Annotated in this window: 17 protein-coding genes; 2 read left to right on the plus strand and 15 right to left on the minus strand. The window is 45.0% G+C overall.

The features are described from left to right. Positions 1-67 precede the first annotated feature (67 nt). Positions 68-286: a spore germination protein gene (locus ACFQWC_RS09620; RefSeq protein WP_044337736.1), complete on the plus strand. Its 219-nt coding sequence runs from the start codon at positions 68-70 to the stop codon at positions 284-286. 43 nt (positions 287-329) lie between these two features. On the opposite strand, the gene ACFQWC_RS09625 is transcribed toward ACFQWC_RS09620, so the two are convergent. The 3 genes from ACFQWC_RS09625 to addB all read right to left on the minus strand — a co-directional run bounded on the left by ACFQWC_RS09625 (position 330) and on the right by addB (position 7,974). After that, entirely contained in the window at positions 330-632 is a 303-nt protein-coding gene (locus ACFQWC_RS09625; RefSeq protein ID WP_341357791.1) for an HNH endonuclease, read from the minus strand. Between the two features lie 96 nt (positions 633-728). Continuing rightward, a complete protein-coding gene (gene addA / locus ACFQWC_RS09630; RefSeq protein ID WP_377107007.1) occupies positions 729-4,496 on the minus strand; it encodes a helicase-exonuclease AddAB subunit AddA in 3,768 nt (1,255 codons plus the stop codon). After that, the gene (gene addB, locus ACFQWC_RS09635) at positions 4,489-7,974 is read right to left on the minus strand and encodes a helicase-exonuclease AddAB subunit AddB (protein ID WP_377107009.1); all 3,486 of its coding nucleotides are present in this window, start codon (positions 7,972-7,974) and stop codon (positions 4,489-4,491) included. The genes addA and addB overlap by 8 nt, the downstream gene beginning before the upstream one ends. A 164-nt stretch (positions 7,975-8,138) precedes the next feature. On the opposite strand from addB, the gene ACFQWC_RS09640 reads away from it, so the two are divergent. Next, positions 8,139-9,296 (plus strand): MFS transporter, encoded by a 1,158-nt coding sequence (locus ACFQWC_RS09640; RefSeq protein ID WP_377107011.1) that lies wholly within the window; start codon positions 8,139-8,141, stop codon positions 9,294-9,296. On the opposite strand, the gene ACFQWC_RS09645 is transcribed toward ACFQWC_RS09640, so the two are convergent. The 12 genes from ACFQWC_RS09645 to ACFQWC_RS09700 all read right to left on the minus strand — a co-directional run bounded on the left by ACFQWC_RS09645 (position 9,293) and on the right by ACFQWC_RS09700 (position 20,798). After that, positions 9,293-9,679, minus strand: a complete 387-nt coding sequence (locus ACFQWC_RS09645) for a VOC family protein (RefSeq protein ID WP_377107013.1) — start codon at positions 9,677-9,679, stop codon at positions 9,293-9,295. The two genes, ACFQWC_RS09640 and ACFQWC_RS09645, sit on opposite strands and share 4 nt — an antisense overlap. Before the next feature lie 293 nt (positions 9,680-9,972). Further along, on the minus strand, positions 9,973-10,509 hold the full coding sequence (locus ACFQWC_RS09650) for a GNAT family N-acetyltransferase (RefSeq protein ID WP_377107015.1): 537 nt from the start codon (positions 10,507-10,509) through the stop codon (positions 9,973-9,975). A gap of 50 nt (positions 10,510-10,559) precedes the next feature. Further along, entirely contained in the window at positions 10,560-12,047 is a 1,488-nt protein-coding gene (locus ACFQWC_RS09655) for a class I adenylate-forming enzyme family protein (protein WP_299740117.1), read from the minus strand. Positions 12,048-12,170: 123 nt separating this feature from the next. Then, positions 12,171-13,298 carry an endonuclease gene (locus ACFQWC_RS09660; RefSeq protein ID WP_299741276.1) on the minus strand — a complete coding sequence of 376 codons (1,128 nt, stop codon included), beginning with the start codon at positions 13,296-13,298 and terminating at the stop codon, positions 12,171-12,173. Positions 13,299-13,578: 280 nt separating this feature from the next. Next, positions 13,579-14,757 (minus strand): thiolase family protein, encoded by a 1,179-nt coding sequence (locus ACFQWC_RS09665; protein ID WP_299740115.1) that lies wholly within the window; start codon positions 14,755-14,757, stop codon positions 13,579-13,581. A gap of 24 nt (positions 14,758-14,781) precedes the next feature. Then, positions 14,782-15,525 (minus strand): 3-oxoacyl-ACP reductase FabG, encoded by a 744-nt coding sequence (gene fabG, locus ACFQWC_RS09670; protein ID WP_299740113.1) that lies wholly within the window; start codon positions 15,523-15,525, stop codon positions 14,782-14,784. Further along, positions 15,522-16,433, minus strand: coding sequence for an intracellular short-chain-length polyhydroxyalkanoate depolymerase (phaZ, locus tag ACFQWC_RS09675; protein WP_299740111.1), 912 nt, complete (start codon positions 16,431-16,433; stop codon positions 15,522-15,524). Before phaZ ends, fabG begins: the two co-directional genes overlap by 4 nt. A gap of 16 nt (positions 16,434-16,449) precedes the next feature. Further along, positions 16,450-17,454: a 3-oxoacyl-ACP synthase gene (locus tag ACFQWC_RS09680; RefSeq protein WP_299740109.1), complete on the minus strand. Its 1,005-nt coding sequence runs from the start codon at positions 17,452-17,454 to the stop codon at positions 16,450-16,452. Between the two features lie 15 nt (positions 17,455-17,469). Further along, positions 17,470-18,465, minus strand: coding sequence for a branched-chain amino acid ABC transporter permease (locus ACFQWC_RS09685; protein WP_377107018.1), 996 nt, complete (start codon positions 18,463-18,465; stop codon positions 17,470-17,472). A gap of 4 nt (positions 18,466-18,469) precedes the next feature. After that, entirely contained in the window at positions 18,470-19,330 is an 861-nt protein-coding gene (locus ACFQWC_RS09690; protein WP_377107020.1) for a branched-chain amino acid ABC transporter permease, read from the minus strand. A gap of 12 nt (positions 19,331-19,342) precedes the next feature. Further along, a complete protein-coding gene (locus ACFQWC_RS09695) occupies positions 19,343-20,050 on the minus strand; it encodes an ABC transporter ATP-binding protein (RefSeq protein WP_299740104.1) in 708 nt (235 codons plus the stop codon). Beyond that, complete coding sequence (locus tag ACFQWC_RS09700) at positions 20,034-20,798, minus strand: ABC transporter ATP-binding protein (protein WP_299740102.1); 765 nt, start codon at positions 20,796-20,798, stop codon at positions 20,034-20,036. The genes ACFQWC_RS09695 and ACFQWC_RS09700 overlap by 17 nt, the downstream gene beginning before the upstream one ends. Positions 20,799-20,827: the final 29 nt, after the last annotated feature.

Below are 20,827 nucleotides of genomic sequence, written 5' to 3' on the forward strand. Positions count from 1 at the left end.
ATGAAGAACCTTCCCCAGAAGTTCACATAGGCTAACATTATAGACAAATAAAAAGAGGATGTTGATTATGCCCGCTTTAGTAGGTCCTGTCGCTATTCTTAACGTTGGTGGAGGAAATGTCCAGTTTGGGGATACGGCGATTATTTCACCTAAGTCTGCTTCTAAGACATTCGGAGGTGCCGGCGGCTTCAATACTGGTCCATTTCAGTTAAGCTATAATGTATTCAGTGTAAGTACCACATTTGATTGTAATGTCGTCGATCAACCCATTACCGGAAATAATTAGAATAACAAAAAGCCCACATTGTGGCTTTTTGTCTTTTATACCCTTATCCCTTTTTCCGCCGCTCATTGCTTTTCTTTGTTTTCACCAATTTTGAGGAGGGCTGCTTTCGTATCCACTTAATGAACTTATGAATCTTTTCATCTCGTCGCAAGTCTTCGATGGTGTTCAACCTTATGCCCAATTCATCATTTGTATAGAGGGAATGAACTTGCTTATGACACGGTATACAAAGCTGTGCCGTGGGAAGGAAAGTTCCCCCAACCTCTTTGGGTGTCAGGTGATGAATCGTGGTTTCCACATTCTGCCGCGAACATAATTCACATGTACCAATCGACTTTTTACTCATCTAACCCACCCCCCTAAATATCATTAGTATAGGTATTCCCTAATTTTCACACCTTAAAAAACCACTTTGAAGACCAGGCTTCAAAGTGGTTTTCTATTATAGCTCCAACACATGCCCTCCATCGAAGAAGTAAAGATACTTTTCAGAAACTGTTTCTTTCCAAATGGATTCTAATGCACGGGTATATAATTCAATTTGCACCCTGTATCGTTCTTCAAGAACGGGCTTCGCCTCGGCAAACCCATCTTTATATCGGTCATGAATGCCGTCGGTTTTGTAATCCAGCAGTACGATTCCAAACTCATCCCGGAATACACAATCGATGACCCCTTGAACAAGAATCGTTTCTTCCGGGGCACCTTCCCCTGTTTCCGAAATCTCACTTAGAGGGACGCTCATGCTGAAAGGAATTTCCCGTTGTATATTCGTTGCACGGGCCATACGCTGACCGAGGTCGCTTTGGAAAAATCCAACGATGTTTTCTAATGAGATTGCCCTTTTCTGTTCTTCCGTCAGAATTTCTTTGTGTACCAGATTTAACAATAACTCTGCGACATCTTGTTCTGTGGGTACACCATCTGCAATAGAGATATGCTGCATGACGGTGTGCATGGCTGTTCCTCTTTCAGCAGGAGACAGCTCTTTAGACTGCATAAATTTTGGCCGGTTGTACACAGGCTTTTGATGGCGCCGAAGAATATCAATACTCGATGCTTCATCCCTTATTTCCACCATTCGCTTCAGCTCAGAAACCGACTGCTTCGAGCGAAGGTTAGTAGCGCTCAGATGTGGATACTTCCACGACAAACGGTGCAATACCTCTTCTTTATGTTTGGACTCCATTTCCACTTCCCCGCCATTCTTCACCTGCTCTTTCCAATTGTCATCTTCATCCAATGACTCATCGGCTTCTGCATCCATCTCAGACTTATGAATCGTCGTGATATTCCAACAAGAAGGATGCTTTAGAATTTCTTCATTGATCCCACTTCCTTCTAAAACCGCCTCTCCTCCAAGGTCTCCACAATGGGGGTGCCGCATGAGGGACGGACCTATCCAATCAAGATAAGAGCTGGCCCCGGCCCGGTCAAAGTCAGATAACAACCATTCTGTCTGTCCTAAAGCCCCCCTCCATTTCTTAAGTGATTTCTCTAAGCTTTTCACGGTTCCCACTAAGAATAGTTTCTCTTTTGCACGGGTTAACGCAACATAGAGCACCCGCATTTCCTCTGAGATGGCCTCCATGCGCTTCTTCCGCTTAAATGCCAGCTGGGGAAGGGATGGATAACTGATTCGCTTCCCCGGGTCTGTATACTTTGTAGCCAAACCTAGATCTTTATCTAATAAATAGGAAGCGTTCAAGTCCATAAGATTGAATTGCTTCGACGTGCCAGCGACAAAGACAACCGGGAACTCAAGCCCTTTACTGGAGTGAATGGTCATTAAGCGGACCACATCTTCCTGTTCACTGAGAGCTCTCGCAACCCCGAGGTCATCTCCTCTTTCCCTCATCCGATCAATGAATCGCAGGAAGCGGAATAACCCTCTGAAGGACGTTGATTCGTATTGGCGGGCACGGTCGTATAGTGCCCGAAGATTTGCCTGACGCTGTTTCCCGCCGGCCATTCCTCCGACATAATCATAGAATCGGGTGTCCCGGTACAATTGCCAGATCAGCTCCGTAACCGAACCTTGTCTAGCCTTTGTCCGCCAGTTTTGCAGATGATACAGAAACACTTTGACCTTTTCAAATGTTTCTTCTTCACGAGAGTTACTTGGTTTTTCACTTGCAAATTTCTTCAAGGCTTCGTAATACGTTCCCGCTCTAGAATGGATTCGAATGCTTGCAAGCCCCTGCTCATCCAGTCCAACAATCGGGGAACGAAGAACCGATGCCAGGGGGATATCCTGATAAGGATTGTCAATCACTTTCAGGAGTGAAAGCATAATCGCGATCTCGGTTGCTTCAAAATAGCCAGTAGACAGATTTGCATAAATCGGAATTCCCTGCCGTTTGAATTCTTCCATGATTTCTGCCGCCCAAGGCATGGAACGAAGCAAAATCACAATATCCTTGTACTGAATCGGACGCTCGGTTTTCGTTTTGGCATCATAGATCGGTGTACGCCCTTCAATCATGCTCTTCACTTTATTTGCCATATAGCGGGCTTCAAGTACGGATTTCTCAATATCACCCTCGTCAAAAATGGAGAGTTCCACTTCATTACCAGCCGATGAAGCTTCCTCTGATTCCTGATCAATGATCGCTACTTCGATCGGATACTCTTTCTCTTCAGGATAAGGAGCACCTTTCACAAGCTCTGCTTCCCGGTTGTATCCCATCTCACCAACCGAGGATCCCATTATTTGCTTAAATAAAAAATTTGTTCCCTCTAATACTTCCTTCCTGCTTCTGAAGTTTTGAGATAGATCGATCTTTAATCCCGCTTCCCCGCTTACTGGAAGAAAGCGGGTATACTTTCCTAAAAACAAATTCGGTTCAGCCAATCGGAAGCGATAAATGGACTGCTTTACATCTCCTACCATGAAACGGTTCCCTACTTCTTCCCGTTCTTCAGTGATTAGAAGAAGAATTGATTCCTGTACCATATTCGTATCCTGATATTCATCGACGAGTACTTCTTTGAATTTCTTTTTATATTGCTTTGCAGCCTCTGAAGGAAGTAAAGCATCTGATGCAGGGTCACGTAAAATATCGAGACAAAAATGCTCTAAATCGGCAAAGTCAACAAGTCCCTTCTCTTCTTTCACTTGCCGGAAACGTTTGCCGAATTCCACGACCACTTCTGCCAATGTGTGAATCACTTCCTTCATCTTTTTCATGTCTTCGATGAATGACTCCGGCCTTCTCGAAAAGAAATCCTCCTGGAGCTTCTCCAACGTCTTCTTTCCTTGATCGCGAAGTTTTTTCGCTTCATCAACGATATCCTTGTTATAATCGTCCCCCCGGCAAGCTTTTAGCTTGGTGAAGGGTAAGGTTTGAATGGTTTCATATATAGTATTCCAAGAAATGTGCAAGCTTTCCTCGAGGCTCTCGACAATCTCTATATCGCTTAGAAAGTTTTCCGCTCTCGGGCCCGGCCCTCCAGGAACCCGTGTCAGATCCATTGCACGCTGAAACAAGTTTTTCGCCCCATGAAGCTGTAAGCGAATATCTGTCAGAAGCGGCTGAATGAAGGAAAGCTGATCGATTTCTACACCTTCTTGGATGTCATACATCTCTTCCAGCCCTCTCAGCCATTCGTCCGGGTTCGGATGTGAGCGTGAAAAGTCATACAGCTTACGGATCATATCCTGTAGGGCCCCGTCACTTCTATCATTGGTAAATGTATCTACCAGTGTAAAGAAATCATGATTATGTTCTTTGCCGTATTCCTCCTCAAACAGCTCATCAAGCACTTCATCCCGGAGCAGATCGCCTTCTGTTTCATCGGCAATCCGAAAACCCGGGTCTATATCGATAAGATAATAATATTTACGAATCACTTCAAGGCAAAAAGAGTGAAGAGTCGAAATGGAAGCCCGGTTCAGTAAGCTCAGCTGCTTTCTTAAATGATGGGAATGGGGATCGTGATCAATCGCTTTTTCCAATGCCTGCCCGATCCGATGTCTCATCTCAGCGGCCGATGCATTGGTAAAAGTTACAACCAATAGTTCATCCACATCCATTCTGTCTTCTTCAGAAAGGATTTTCTGAATGATCCTCTCTACAAGAACCGCGGTTTTCCCTGATCCTGCAGCAGCTGCTACGAGAATGTCCTGGCCTTTCGCCCAAATTGCTTTCCACTGATCGTCTGTCCATGTAACATGATCAGGCTTCGCTGGAATCGTACCATTACTCATTGGACTCTACCTCCTCTCTTACTTTCTTTAATAGATCTTCTGGTTTTGCCGTTGGCAGCACTCTGTACTCATTTTCCTCCAGGGACTGATCGAATTGACAAACGGAACGGAACGAACAGAATTGACAAGGTGTCCGATCCTTAAGCTTGTAAGGTGTAATATTGGTCTCGCCTGAAATGATCCGGTTCCCCGACGCTTCGTAGAGCTTTCTCAGATGCTTGCGCATATAGTGAAAGTCTTCCTGTGAAGCAGCCTTCGAACGGGAGGATAATGATCCATCCTTCTTGATCCCGGCAGAGATGATATCTGAGTTCCCCGTATCTAGCGTTTGATCCATTAACCGAACGATGTCAGAGTCTCCCAGAACGAGTCCCTTCATCTTAAAACTCTTAAAGATTTCCTTTTCAATCTGATCCATCGTCAAGATTTTCTTACTATTGATCATAGGGTTATGAACGTGGAAATAGAGCACACCTGCAGGCTTTGCTTCCTTCCCTACAAATTGTTTAGAGTTCGTTAACACAATGTCTAAATACGTCAGCATCTGAAGCGCTAATCCATAGTACACTTCCGTCATATCCAAATCTCTCGCACTCGATTTGTAATCAACAATTCTAAGGTAAACTCCACTTGTATCCTCTGCTTTGTCTACCCGGTCGATTCTTCCCTGAAGCTCCATTTTCGTTCCATTCCTCAGTTGGAACTGGAACGGAGGGAGGGTCGCATGGGGACCAAATCCAAGCTCCACCCCGACAGGAACAAATCCACTCGCCTTCGCATGCTCACTAAGAATGAGGCTCGCACGGCTTATGATTTGCTCAAGCTTCTGAGCGATATAATAATGGCGGTTTGAGCTTAATAGAATCTGGTGCTGAAGCTTCGGTGCCAGCATCAAGACCGCTTCTTTAGCTAGCTTGAGACACTGTGCTTTTGATAAAGATGCCCAGGTCAGACCATGACGTTCGACTTCTTCTGATATCCATTTAAGAGCGGAGTGGAACATCTCCCCGATATCAGGAGCCTCCAGTTTAAAGAAATCCCGTTCTCTAAGCTTCAATCCGTGACTGGCGAAATGGGAAAACGGACAGCTATGGAAAAGCTCCATTCGGGATACACTCGCTAAAATATGGTCACCATACAGATCCCTGCTCGTATCCTCTGAAAGCTGATTCGCCCGATTCTGGTAGAAGAGACTGGATAAAATATGCTGTGAGTGCCATTTCCAATCGTTTGACGTTGCATAGAAATTATACACATCCCACCAGAAATCATAGATCGGATATTCCCGTTTCTTCATCTGTAATTGCGATGTTAAATGAGAAATCGTCACATTGGGATGACACACATAATGAAGCTGCTCTTCCTCAGAAAGCTCCGATGGTTCATTAAACAGAAGCTTCGTATTTGCATCCGGAAACATTTCATTCAGCCTTTTGATGAACGAGGATGCTAATAACGCTTTTCCTTCTTCATTGGCAATCGGATAGCTGACGAATAATCGTTCACTCGGAGTCGTAAAGGCTTTATATGCCACAAACTCCTCGTCCAGCAGCTTTGTCCTGTTACTGGGAGCTATCTTGAAGCCCCTATTGATCAACGATTCACGGTCTTCATCAGACAGGACTCCGTCTTCATTCATTTTCGCCGGCAGCACACCATCATTCACTCCGATGATGAAGGCTGCTTTAATGTCTCCGAGTCTTGATTTCTCAAGATCTGCAATAATGACCTGATCGATGGCAGGGGGAACTAACGAGAACTGCATCGTTTCGATTCCTGCATCCAAAATGGAAGAGAATTTCTTCATCGTTGTTTCCTCATCGCAGAGCATTTCTACATATTGATCAAGCAGGTCCATCACGGCTGACCACGCTTGATCGTGCTCCCTTGCCGCAATCAAGTCGCCTTTTTCTTCTGCTTCAATACGCATACGTTCAAGCTTAGCCGGAATATCCAACTCTTCCAGATACAGATAGAGAGTTTCACAGAATTCCCGTCCCGTGGATTGCTTTTTCAATCGTTTTCCGAGACGTATGATCGGCGCAGAAATAAATAAACGAAGCTCATTAATTTCATGCTCAAGTTCCTTTTCACGGTCGGTTTGTGGTGCATCTACATGCTCAAGACCACGGAAGCGACGGTATTTCCAGCGATCTTTCTTCGTCCAGCGGTCCCCTTTGATCCCATATGCCAGCACATAGTTCTCCAATCGGTCCATCTTTTCACGCAGATCGGTTGGATTTTTCTGATAAGGAAACAAGAGGTCTGTTTTCACCGCCCGGAAGACAGGCTCGTATCTCCAATTCGTGTTCATGATTTCCATAGTCGAACGAATCAACTCAATTAAAGGGTGATTCAACATCGTCCGCTTCTGGTCAAGGAAAAATGGAATACTATAGTCTTGAAAAATGGTTTCGACCTTATCACGGTAATCCTGACTGTTTCGAACCAGCACCGCGATATCCTTGTAGCGATATCCCTTTTCCCGGGCAAGCTTCCTTATTTCCCTTGCTATCCCTTCGACCTCTGCCCGGCGATTAGAGGCTTCCAGAAACTCAATGGATCCTTTTGCTTCTTCGCATGGAACAGTTGGCCGGTCCTCAAAATGACGTTCCAGATGCAGCATCGTGTCGTTATGATAACGAATCGGCTTCACTAACACATCTTCCTCTACGGATTTCCCTGCTCCATAGCAAATATCCTTAAGAGTGTGGTAGGTTTCGTTCGTCATCCGATACAAGCTTAATTGGTTCATAGCACCCAATTGCTGTTCCGGATCGGTGGTGAGGGCAACCGTCACCTTCTTGCTGTGCTGGATGAGCTGATCGATAATGAGATATTCCTGCGGTGTAAAACTATGAAAGCCGTCTATGTAGATCTCTGCCTTACTGAGAAGTTCAGAGTTTTTCACATTATCAGCCAACAATTGAAAGTAATCTTCTGAATCAATGTATTTGCCCAGGAGCTTCTCTTCAAAAGTTTCATAAATCAGTTCAAGATCATGAAGCTTATCCTTCAGCACCTTTGACTCCCGCTCATCTTCCCCATCAAGATGCCGGAGATCCTGTGGCGAAATACAATAGCGCTTAAATTCCGTCAACATAGTTTCTACATGATGAATGAAACCCGGCTTATCCGCGGCCTTCGAGAAAATAAGGAGTCGATCTTTGTTTTCATCTATAATCTTTCGAATCATCATATTTAAGCCAACATCGGATAGGTGATAGCGGCTCATTCCGCCCGTTTCCTGCAGAATCTTCCACGCGAGCCTGGTGAAACTGAACACTTGTCCACGAATCATCCCATTTAAACCGGGTGTATTGACAAGATCGTATTCCGATATAAATGACATCTGATCAGGTACGATATAGATGATGGGATCCCCATTCGGCTCTTCCAATAAGCTCTGCTTCATCTCATTTAATATGCGATGTGTTTTCCCCGTACCAGAGCGCCCGAGAATAAAACGTGCAGCCATCCTCTCACTCCCTTTCTTATTCTAATATCTATTGTAACCATGAGGCAGGTTGAATTTTTGTATAGGTTCATTATAGTACACAGGAACAAATCTTTCCCGTCTCAATCTTTATTGAAAAAATTTGGAACATCCGCATACAGTAAAAAGAGGTAGGTGATGGGATGATGAATCAATATTTTAACAGAATCGCCTCTGTTCTTGTTGTGATGGCGATTATGGTAGCCTGTAATATTTACACGTTCATTCCAATCTACAGGAATATCGCTTCCTCCCTGTCCATCGCACAAAGTGAAGTCGTTATTGCAGGAAGCTCATTTATCTTTTTTTACGCCTGTGGACTTCTTACCTTTGCGAATGGCGCAGATCGTTTTGGAAAGAAAGAGATTCTCGTTTGGGGAATGCTTGCCTCTGCAATTTCAACAGGCTTGGTGGGGATTGCAGGTGACTTCTGGAGTTTATTTTTCATACGGGGATTTCAAGGGTTTTGTTTGGGGAGTTTTGCCCCCGTCGCCTTTGCTTATACGTATGATTTGTTTTCTGAAAAAAAACGAACCCTGCTTCTAGCATTTATCAATTCCGGATTTCTTTTCGCAGGCATCCTCGGGCAATTGCTAAGTGAAGGAATCACCCGCTACAGCAACTGGACGACTGTGTTCTTCTTTTTCGCAGTGGTGTACGCCTCCTTATTTTTCATAGGAAAACAAACGCTACCTACAACGTCCACTCGATCCGTTTCCGTCACACACCAAATCGTCACGATTTATAAGCTCCTTTTGAGAAAGGAACTCCTTTACTGCTACGGTATCGTGTTCACCCTTCTTGCCTCTTTTGTTGCTTATTATGACAGCTTGACCAGATACTTGTTTGGAAGTCCCGATGTACTCTTCCTCATCAGGGCAGTCGGAATGATCGGTGTCGGCTTATCGCTCTTTACCGGTCGTCTTCTTGAAGCCATTGGGGTCTATAAAACTCTTTTTATGGGTGTAGCCATTTCCATTACGAGTTTATCCATCGCTTTCATTTATGTGTATATGAGCGAACCGTTTATCATCGTTGTATCTTCTGTCCTCTTTGTTTCCGGCATTTCATTGTTGATTCCAACGGTGATTACCCTAATTGGAGATATGAGTGGTGATGACCGAAGCCAGGCTCTTAGTCTTTACTCCTTTATTTTATTAGGAGGAACCAGCTTAGCTCCTTTAGTGATCATGCAGCTTACTTACGTTCAATCGTTGTTTCTGTTACTGGGATGCTTTTTGTTTCATGCCTGGATGGGAGTGTTGTTGTATGTTGAGCGGAGGAGACGGGGGACGGGGGATTAGTACCAGTCCTCCATTCTCTCCTGAAGATTTGAGGTGTGGAGCTCGAATTGGATATTGTCCGTGGCAAGGAAATTGACACTCCACCCTTTCCCTCTTCTTAAAGGTCCCCTTACAATACACACTTCCTTCTCCTTCAATCGTTGAACAGCCTTAAAAAACTCTTGTTCATTGATGGAAAAGGCGATGTGATCGACCCCATATCCCCTGGACGTTCCGAGGCTGTCTTTTTCCTGGAGACAGATCCAAATCGGACCCCATTCCAGATAAGCATCCATTCTCCCTTTATGTACAAGTACTGCCTGCAGGATTTCCATATAAAAAGTCAGCGATTCTTCTAAACTACTAACGTTGATTGTCAGATGATTAAAGCCGGTTATGTTCACATATTGTCCTCCTTTCGTTTGGATATGTCCGTTTATTATGTCAGCAGGATAAATTGAGGAACTTTGTAGTGAATTTATACCTACCGACCTATCCATCGGGTAGTTAATTGCGTCTTTTGGGAAGGGTATTGCGTCTTTTTTTGATTAATTGCGTCCTTTGGGAAGGGTATTGCGTCTTTTTTTGATTAATTGCGTCATTCCGTATGGTTATTGCGTTATTTAACAAATAAAGGAAGTTGACTGAGCGCTCGATCCCACCACCCCACCCACACACCAAAAAAAGAAGGACACCATCATCCTTCTTTCCACTCATCTACTAATAACCCATACAGGATCATGTCATAACGATTCCCGTCTCTTTGCAGGAACTGACGGAAACTTCCTTCTTTTGTGAATCCAAGTGATTCATATAAACGGATCGCTCTCTCATTATACGAAAATACCGTTAACTGAAGACGGTGTAAATTCAACTCATGAAAGGCATACGCCAAGAGACACTGCATGGCTTCCCTGCCGAATCCATTCCCCCATGACTGCTCGTCACCGATGGATATTGAAATCCAGCCCACACGATGGGTCCAGAGAATTCCGTCCAACTCAACAAATCCGATGATCCTTCCGTCATCCTTCAGCCGGACCGCAAAACGAAAGGCGTTGTCTCCCGGATCCCCCATCCATTTTTTAATCTCTTCATCTGTTTTAGGCTTATGGGGGAGAGCATCCAGTAATCTCTGAACTTCTTCATTTTGATTCCATTCCCTTATGGCCGTAACATCTTCTTCCTGAAATCCGGAAAGATAAATTCTTGTACCCGTCAATAACCGTTTCATGTCTTTTTCACCTCGACGTATGTATTTCGGGGCGTACCTCTCCGATTCCTTTATTGCCCTTGAAAAAGTTTCGTGAGTGCCTTTTTGTTTACTTTTCCCACATCGGTTTTAGGAAGTTCTTCGATGAAATGATAGTTTTTAGGAATCTTAAACTTCCCAAACTTCTGCAAGCAATACGTTCTCACATCCTCTGCTGTCATGGACTCGCCTTTTCGAATCCTGATATAGGCCGTGACCACCTCTCCCCACTTTTCATGAGGGAGTCCAATGACCGCACACTCAAGTATGGCTGGATGCTCACATAACCAATGCTCGATCTCTTGAGGATAAATATTTTCCCCCCCGGAAATGATCATGTCTTTTTTTCGACCAACAATATAATAATCTTCATCCACATCATATTTCGCCAGGTCACCTGTATGTAACCACCCGTCTTTGAGAACCTCTTTCGTCTGCTTAGGATTCTTCCAGTACTCCTTAAATAAATGGTCTCCTCCTAACAGCAGCTCCCCCACCTCTCCCTGACCGACAGGATTTCCGGCTTCATCAATCACCTTTACCCGATTCAACATCATCGCTTTACCCACAGAACCCTTTTTCATCCGGGAAGGATCAATATAAAAATTATTAGGTCCCGCTTCGGTTAAACCATATCCTTCTTTAAACGGTATCTTCTTTTCCTTAAAGAACTCATATACCTTTCCGGGGCAAGGGGCTCCTCCTGAAAGAAACACCTTCATTTTTGGAAATGGAGTATGTTTAAAATCCTCATTTTCCATAAGCAAGTGATACATTGTCGGGACAAGTAGAACAATGCTGCATCCGTATTCGTTCAGGACATGTATCACTTGGTCGGGGTCAAACCTTTCAGCAATCACGACCTTCCCTCCCACCATCAAAAGAGGGATTGACAGAGCATTTAACCCTCCCGTGTGAAAGGTAGGTAAATACGTCAGCGTGCAGTCTCCCTCTGTCAAGTTCCAGCTCACCACTGTGTTCAGGGCATTAGCAGTTACCGATCGATGAGAAAGAACCACTCCCTTGGGACATCCCGTCGTTCCACCTGTATAAATCATCACCCAAGGATCCGAGGCTGACAGAGTAGCAGATTGAGGTATACCCTGTTTTTGGGAGTAAACAAAGGTTGCGATTTTATCCATACAGTGTTGTTCTGCTACGTTTTCAAGGTCTGAAACAAGAGATTGAAAGTCTTTTTTATATAAAATCAGGCCGGGTGTACAATTGGCTATGATCGACCCAATCTCAGCAGCGGATAATCGCCAATTAAGAGGTACAAATACAGCCCCTATTTTTCCACAGGCAAATAAGAGCTCGAAGCAGACTGTATGATTAGTGGATATGAATACCACACGGTCCCCTTTCGATATTCCTGTATCATGCATATATTGAGCCCACTTAGACGCCCGTTCATCTAAGGTGCGGTAATCAATCGTTTCATTGGTAGGAGCATTGATTAAAGCAACGTGATCAGGAGAGATCATTGATCGCTTCTGCAACCAATCTGTTACACTTTCCATATTCATCTCCTCCTTTGGATGGTTGCTTTCATGATAGATGTCGGGGGTTACAAATGAGTTACAGAAAAGGAACCTAGCTTCCACATTAAAAAAGGGCCTGGAAGAGTCCAGGCCCCGTGCTGCTTACCAGATCATTTCCGCCCACTCGGGGTGGTCAATGAATGGATTTCGATTTCCTTGATATTGTTCAAAAATAATGTTGTTGCGTCTGATTTCCCTCGCATCGACAGGGTCTTGTTCATTCCATTGAAGGAGAACTGACATTTTCCCGTGGTACGGGGCACTTCCATTGTTGACGTTGTTATTGATTTCTAAATCGAGTTCTCCACTGTCCCCTTCATAGCGGACGGCCATGTAGAAGATCATACGGGCGACGTCACCTTTCACTTCATCACGAGGCTCCCAGGAATCGCCATCATAATAGTTGCCTGGCGCTTCGCTATGCTGAGTTCCACCATTGTCAAAATCAAGATTACTTCTTGTGGAATTGACCGTTACATCTGTTGGTCTTAAGTGATGAAGGTCCGTCCCCGGTCCTTGCGCTGTTCCGAAGTCACCGTGGGATTTCGCCCACACGTGCTCACGGTTCCAGTCGTCGACTCCACCGCCGTTTGTCGTTTTCGATTGGGAGCGTCCTGAGTACAGGAGTATCACATTATTGGGATTGTTCGGATCTTCATCTGTGTTACGCAATGCTCCCCATACATCACTGTAAGAAAGAGTTTGATGATCATCAATGATGTTATGTAGTGCTGTTTTTAAAGAAGACCCCGTCTTTCCTTCAGCGGTATTATAGTATTCTTCATAGGCTGGCGGGTCGGTTGGTTCAGTTGGAGGATCAGTCGGATCAGTGCCTCCATCTTCCACTGATTCAAATGCTGACGTAGACTTCACTCCCGGATGAGAGAAATATGCCGTTAAACTTCCAGTCACTTTGATTTTTTCGCCGATCAGGCCTGGGTTACTTTGCAGTCCATAGTTTGAGCGGTAGGAAGATGGAATTTGAACATATACCATATCATCCGTGTTGGATTCTGAAGGGGAATCTGCCAAAGCTAAAGCATAATCATTTGGAAAATTGCTCGTGACAACGGATGACGTAGAGGTCGGCTGCCCGACCACATATCCTTCCACCGACTGAGTGGAACCATCTTGATTGGACAATGCCTGATCAACAGTAAATGGCGAACTCCACGTCCCGTTTCCCGCTGCACTCATTTGACTCGGAGATACTTGACCACACGCAATCATAAAAATAATTAAAACAGAAAAAATGCTGATGATCTTTTTGTTTACAACCTTCAAATTGCTTCGCCTCCTCTAAAAATGACTATATATTTAGCGTACATTACATATTGTCAAAATAGGGTAAATTTTGTGTAAATGCGTGAAAATGAGTCTATTATCATAGGGTTGTGATTGGTCTTAACGGGGGGAGACGTTCTTTCCGTAATTGGTGAGGGTCTCCTTCCCACACTAAAAATCCCACAAAAAAAGCACTAGCCCCATCCAGAGCCAGCACTTCCTCTTCTTACATCCCTTCAACCAACACCGAAGCGCCCATTCCGCCGCCGACACATAATGAAGCAATTCCCTTTTTCAATTCACGACGCTTCAATTCATGCAGTAAAGACACAACGAGTCGTGCACCTGTGCAGCCAACTGGATGACCGATACTGATTCCACTTCCGTTCACATTTACCTTTTCCCGGTCGAGACCAAGCTCTTTTTCGACAGCTAAATACTGTGCTGCGAATGCTTCGTTAATCTCGAATAGATCGATCTCATCCAGAGACCAATTTTTCGCTGTATGTAGTCCTTTTTGAATGGCTGGTACAGGACCGATCCCCATCACTTTCGGATCCACGCCTGCTACTGAGTAGCCAACGATTCTTCCTAGGGGCTGAAGTCCTCTTCGCTCGGCTTCTTCTTCACTCATGAGGATCAGTGCCGCCCCTCCATCATTGAGACTTGAAGAATTCCCGGCAGTCACCGTGCCGCCTTCACGGAATGCAGGCTTTAATTTCTGCAGCTTTTCTACTTTCAGCCCGGCTCGGGGACTTTCATCTTTATCAATCACCTTTTCACTCTTACGTTCCTTTACTGTAAGTGGAAGGATCTGTGAATCGAAATATCCATTCTCCATCGCGGCGGCTGCCCGCTCATGGCTTAACACCGCATATTCGTCCTGCTCTTCCCGGGAGATCGAGTGAATTTCTGCTAGGTTCTCGGCTGTTTCTCCCATCATGATGCCGTGGATCGGATCTTCAAGCACCTCCCAAACGGAATCCCGAATTTCACCGTGTTGCAGCCTTTGACCGAAGCGGTGCTGCTTTAGAATATATGGACTGGAGCTCATCGCTTCTACTCCACCTGCCAGGACAATATCAGATAAGCCTGTTTGAATTTGCATGGCTGCTGAAATGATTGCCTGCATCCCGCTGGCACATTGTCGTTGAATCGTAAAGCCTGTCGTCGTGTCGTCAAACCCGGCAAGTAGCGCTGCCGTTCTTGCCGTGTTAGGCTGGTCGGTCCTCTGAATACAATGCCCGAGGATCACTTCATCAATATCACTTGCCGAGAGCCCGCTTTCTCTCGCCGCTTCTTTCATAACAGGTACAATCAGATCCGTCGGTAGCAGATCTTTAAATGCTCCACCAAATGCACCAACCGGCGTACGCAGGGCCGATGTAATCACTACATTTCTCATTTTGTCACTTCCCTTTCCTATCAGTTACATCATGATGCCGCCATCTACATGCAGGACTGTTCCATTTACATAGTCACTATCATCAGATGCCAAATACAAGTAAGCTTTTGCGATATCATCCGGTTTCCCTAGTCTGCCAAGCGGTATCATCGCCTTCATTTGATCGATGACTTTTTCCGGAACGGCTGCCACCATACTCGTTTCGGTGAATCCGGGCGCGACTGCGTTCACGTTGATACCTTTACGCCCCAATTCCTTCGCCCATGTTTTCGTCATTCCGACCACGGCAGCTTTTGTTGCCGCATAGTTGGTTTGTCCGACATTTCCGTAAACCCCACTTACAGAAGACGTGTTGATGATTTTCCCTTTTCCATTATCGATCAAATGGGGGAGAACCGCTTGGGTACAATTGAACACACCTGTCAAATTCACATCCAGCACCTTTTGAAAGTCTTCCGGTGATAACTTATGAATCATACCATCTCTTGTAATTCCAGCATTGTTTATTAAAATATCGATTTTACCAAATCGTTCTCTTACCTCTTTTACAAAAGAATCAACGGAAGATCGATCTGCTACATCCCCTTGAAAAAAGCATGCTTTCCCCGTTCCCAGTTCATTCAGCTGTCGGGCTTTTTCTTCGCCGACCTCCTGATTGAAGTCGACAAGTGCAACGTGGCATCCTTCTTCCACAAAAATTTTCGCTGCGGCATATCCTATTCCGTTCGCAGCACCCGTAATCAGGGCGACTTTACCTTCCAGTCTCATGCCGGTTCCTCCTTCATCTGCAAAAATGATGTCATTGCGCGAAGCAATTGATCTACATCATCGATGAGCGGTGAATGCCCACTATTCTTTAATTCAACAAATGTAGCGTTTTCTCCTATATCTTCGATGGTTTCCTCTGCCATTTCTTTTGTGATCACATAATCACGGTCTCCTCTTAATACAAGTACCGGAATCGAGATGGAGCTCGCCTGGTTCGTTCCATCAACGAGACCATTGTAAGCACTGCTAACATTAAACGTGTTTAAGGCTTGATAAATATGAGCCAGGTTCCGCTGTGTTCTCATATCATCAATGTACGCTTCGTAGCGTTCATCATCGGGCTGGTTGTGCGAATAGATCAGTGAATTCCACAGGGTGCGGAGAAATTCCCGGTTGTTCCCGTCGTATGCTGCTTGGACCGGGACGGTTTTGCCGCTGTCCATCATTATTTCTTCTATCCTACGAAGGCGATTTCCCATATCAGGTGTGCCGTCTGATTTAGTGCCGAAGAATGGGTAACCTCTTGTGGAAGCTGAAGCTAGTAAAATAAGGTTCTTGCAATAGTCTGGATAATCGATGGCAAATTGCATGGCGACTGCACCACCAGTCGACCATCCTACCATTGAAAAGTCACGGAGGCCCAATTCGTCAACCCAATCCTTAATATCGTCGGACAAATCTTTTATACTCGTAATTTCCCGATGATAGCTTGATTCACCAAATCCTCTCATATCAACGGCGTAAATTTTATAACTTTCATCCATTTTATCCAAAACAACATCCCAATGTTTGGATGAGGTCATATTCCCGTGGATAAGCACCAGTGGAATATGTCCCCCGTTTCTTTCCCGATAAGCTAACGTTTCTCCATTCCCAAGCAATACTTTCTTTAGTTGAACCGCTGCCATTTCGTTATCCCCCTTTTTATGAATTCCCCCAAATCATGGTCGTCGCTCCCCAGGCGTACCCAATCCCCGCACTGACCAGCACGACAACATCGCCCTCATTCAGCTTGCCTCTTTCTTCTGCCAGTTCCAGTGACAAAATTTGATCGAATTGGCCGATATGTCCGTATTCTTCCAGATAGATAGACTGCTTTTCAGTGAGTCCCAATTCCTTTAATACATAGCGATGGGCGGACTTTTTCATATGAAGCATGGCTACGTATGAAATGTCCTTTTCTGAGTATCCGCTTTTATATACCGATTCACGTACAACCTTTAAGAAGTGATCCATGGATTTCTGCTCGAGCCTTTTCTTCATTCCTTCCGGATCGGTGACATCCAGCTTATATCGTCCGATAGACTCTCCTGTCAGAGGCTCCTTCGTTCCACCCACCGGGACAATGACATCTTCTGAAAACGAGCCATCGGTGATGATGGACGTTTCCAATACGGCATTTTTCTTAAGACCTTTTTGAAGGATCATCGCTCCGCCGCCTGCTGCCAGGTTGAACATAAAGCGGGTCCTGCTGTTTCGGTAATCGATAAAATCGTTGTTGCGGTACCCTCCTGCAAGGAGCACGGTTTTAACGGAGGGATCCGTTTCCAGTAAGCTTTTGGCAAGCTTCATCGCCATGATCGTGGTACCGCACCGTAACGCCACGTCAAAAGCCCAGGCCCGATAAGCACCGATTTCTTCCTGGAGCTTGATTCCCGCTGTCCAAAGGGGATATTCTTTATGTTCTTCACCAATGTAGATGACTACATCAATATCCTTGGGATCGATACCTGCTTTTTCGATGGCCCGCCTTGCCGCTTGAATGCCCATGGCACATGTATGATCTTCCGGTCCTGGAACCGTTTTCTTTTTGATTCCCATTTTGTTTTCTACAACCTCTAATGGAAGTCCTGCTTTTTCAGCAATTTCCCCGCTTGTCATAGTAGTTGAGGGTAAATATAATCCTGTGCTAAGAATGCCGATCGTCATGAAAGATCCTCCCTTTTAGCTTGCGATGTTTTTCTCTTCCCTGTGCTCTCGTTTCCCTCGTTTTCTTTTCTTGATTTTCTTGAATGACCCCACAATACCCGCCGGGAAGAACATAACCGCCAGGATATAAAGAATTCCGAAGAAAATGATCCAGCGTTCAAAGATCGGATAGGTTTTGGCGAGCTCGGTCAACCAGTGATGGGCAAATTCAATCAGTCCTGCTCCGACGATCGGTCCCACCAGGGTGCCCACTCCGCCAATGATGGTCATCAATAACGCATCAAGGGTGACATCCATCGTGAATACACTCGTGTTCACGAACCGTAGAGACAAGCCGTACAATGAACCTGCGAAACTCGCAATCACTCCGGCAATCACACTGGCTAAAATTTTGTAATGAAGGACCTGGAACCCAAGTGATTCTGCCCTCTGCTCGTTTTCACGAATGGCCTGAAGTACGGACCCGGCAGGAGAATGGGTAAATCTTCTTAATAAAAGAAAGATGACGGCCATGACACCTAGGCATATGAAGTAAAATACGAGACGATCTTTCATTAAATCCGGTGTTCGAAACGTAAACCCATCATTCCCAAACGTCAAGCTTCTCCATTTTTCAGCCCCGACGAGGAATAATCCTGCAAAGGCAAGGGTCAACATCGCATAGAAATGACTTTTAAGTCGTAACGTCAAGAGTCCGACGATATAGCTGACCAATCCTGCTATGACGGAAGCGACCAGGATGGAGACCGTGAGCCAAAACATGGTAGGCTCCATTCGGTCGAGAAAAATGCCTGTAGAATAGGCTCCGATACCAAAGAACATGGCATGCCCAAAGGAAACGATCCCTGTATATCCGAGAAGGAGATCGTAGCTCATGGCAAATACGCCGAAGATGAAGACCTGGGTCAGGAGGATCATCATGCTTCTTGAATCATTGAAAAACGGATAGATGATCAGGATCCCTAATGCTATTCCTAAAAATGCGTTCGATCGCTGCTTGAGAATCTTCATTCTGTCACCCCTTTACTGTAAATAGTCCCTGTGGCCTGAAAATCAGTACAAGCGCCATTAATATCATATTGACTGCCAGGGATAATTCGGGCACATAATACGTCATGAACGAGCCTGACAGACCGACTAAGATAGCCGCAAACAACGAACCCGGAAAACTTCCCATTCCCCCGATCACCACAACGATGAAAGCGAGGATCGCAAATTCCATGCCCATCTCTGCATAAATGACACCTGAGTACGGGGCAAGAAGAATTCCTCCGAGGGCAGCCAGGGAAGAACCAACCATAAAGACGTACATAAACATTTTCTTAATATTGATACCAAAGGCTTCCACCATTTCTTTATTCATGACCCCTGCCCGGACGATCAAGCCGATTCTTGTTTTATTCAAAATCAGCTGGATAATCGTGAAAATCAATAATCCAACAAGGATAATGAAGACACGATATTTAATGACAATGATATCCCCGATTTCCCAGCTCCCCGCTAAATAGTCAGGCGCTTTCGCGGATAGCTGGTTCGGTCCCCACACGACTTTCAACATCTCTGAAAGAACGAGCATGAACCCTAACGTAATGAGAATCTGTTGAACATGATTTCCGTAAACCGGCTGTATAATGAATTTTTCTGTCACGAGTCCCAGCACCAATCCGGTTGCAATCGCTCCGACAATGCCTACCATAAAGCTGTCTGTTACGGTATAAACCCAGACGCCGCTGTATGCTCCCCATGCAAATAAGCCTCCGTGAGCAAAGTTCAATACATCCATTAATCCAAATATGAGCGTCAAACCTGCTGCCAGCAGAAAGATCAGCATCCCTGTGGCCAATCCATTAAGTGCCAAGTTAATGATGAGGTCCATCCTCTTCCCTCCTCACGCAATTCCTAAGTATTTCTTCTTCAATTCTTCATCTTTGACCAACGATTGCATTTGCCCATCGTGAACGGTGGTTCCATCGTCGATAATATAGAAACGATCCCCGATTTGACTGGCCATCATAAAGTTTTGCTCAACAAGAAGGATCGTCGTTCTTTCTTTCATTTCTTCAATGGAATGCATCACTTTCTCGACGACAATCGGAGCGAGCCCCTTACTCGGTTCATCGATTAAGATAAGGTCATTATTATTTAAGTACGCCCTTGCAATGGAAAGCATCTGCTTCTGCCCTCCGCTTAAATTCCCGCCGGCCTTTTTCCAGAATTTTTTCAAATCGGGAAACAGATCAATGATCCAATTCATTCGATCCCCGGTCTCTTGATCTTGCGTTTTCATGGCTACCTTCATATTCTCTTCCACTGTCAGGTCTCCAAATATCCCCTGATCCTCCGGGACATATCCGATTCCTTTATTGGCTACTTTAAAGGTGGGAAGCGTGTGAATCTCCTCCTCTTTATAGATGACTTTTCCTGACGAGGGCGGGGTCAGTCCCATGATGCTCCGGAGACTGGTCGTTTTCCCAGCCCCGTTTCTTCCTAGCAGTACGGTTACTTCGCCTTTTTTCACCTCAAAGGAAACTCCTTGCAAAATGTGATACTGACCGATATATGTTTCGATGTTTTCTACTTTAAGCAGTGTGCTCATCGTAAAGTCCCCCTAAATAAGCCGATTGCACTTGTTCATTCTTCATGATTTCCTTTGGATGATCATCAGCAAGCATTCGACCATTGAATAACACCATGATGCTGTCAGACAGATCCATGATCATATCCATTTTGTGTTCAATGAGGACAATGGTTTTATCCCCTTGAGATTTGATGGTACGGATCACTTCCAGGATCGCCGGTACTTCTTCCAGGGACATTCCTGCAGTAGGTTCATCCAATAGCAAAATTTCCGTATCCAGTGCAAGGAGCATGGCGATCTCTAGCTTTCTTTTTTCTCCGTGTGCAAGGTTTACGGCAAGAGAGTCCGCTTTATTCGAGAGCATGACGAGCTTCAATAAGTCATAGGCTTCACTCATGACATCACTGAACGCTTTGATATTCCTGTGCATCACATAGCGGATTCCAAGCTTTGACTGCACGGCCAATCTCACATTCTCTAAAACCGTCAGATTCGGGAACACATTCGTCATTTGAAAGGAGCGACCGATTCCAAGCCTGGCCCTTTTTGTAGGAGAGAGTCTCGTAATCTTTTGTCCTTTCAAAAACACATCTCCGCCAGTTGGCTTTAACTGACCGCTCAGAAGATTAAACAGCGTCGTTTTCCCGGCACCATTCGGTCCGATGATCGACTTGAATTTCCTTTCAGGTACCGAGAACGTTACATCATCGACGGCAATATGACCTCCGAACTTAATCGTTAGATTCTTTGTTTCTAAAATACTCAAGCTTCTTCACCCCGCTTAGATTTCATGAA

The sequence above is a fragment of the Rossellomorea sp. GCM10028870 genome (assembly GCF_042666755.1).
Classification (GTDB): domain Bacteria; phylum Bacillota; class Bacilli; order Bacillales; family Bacillaceae_B; genus Rossellomorea.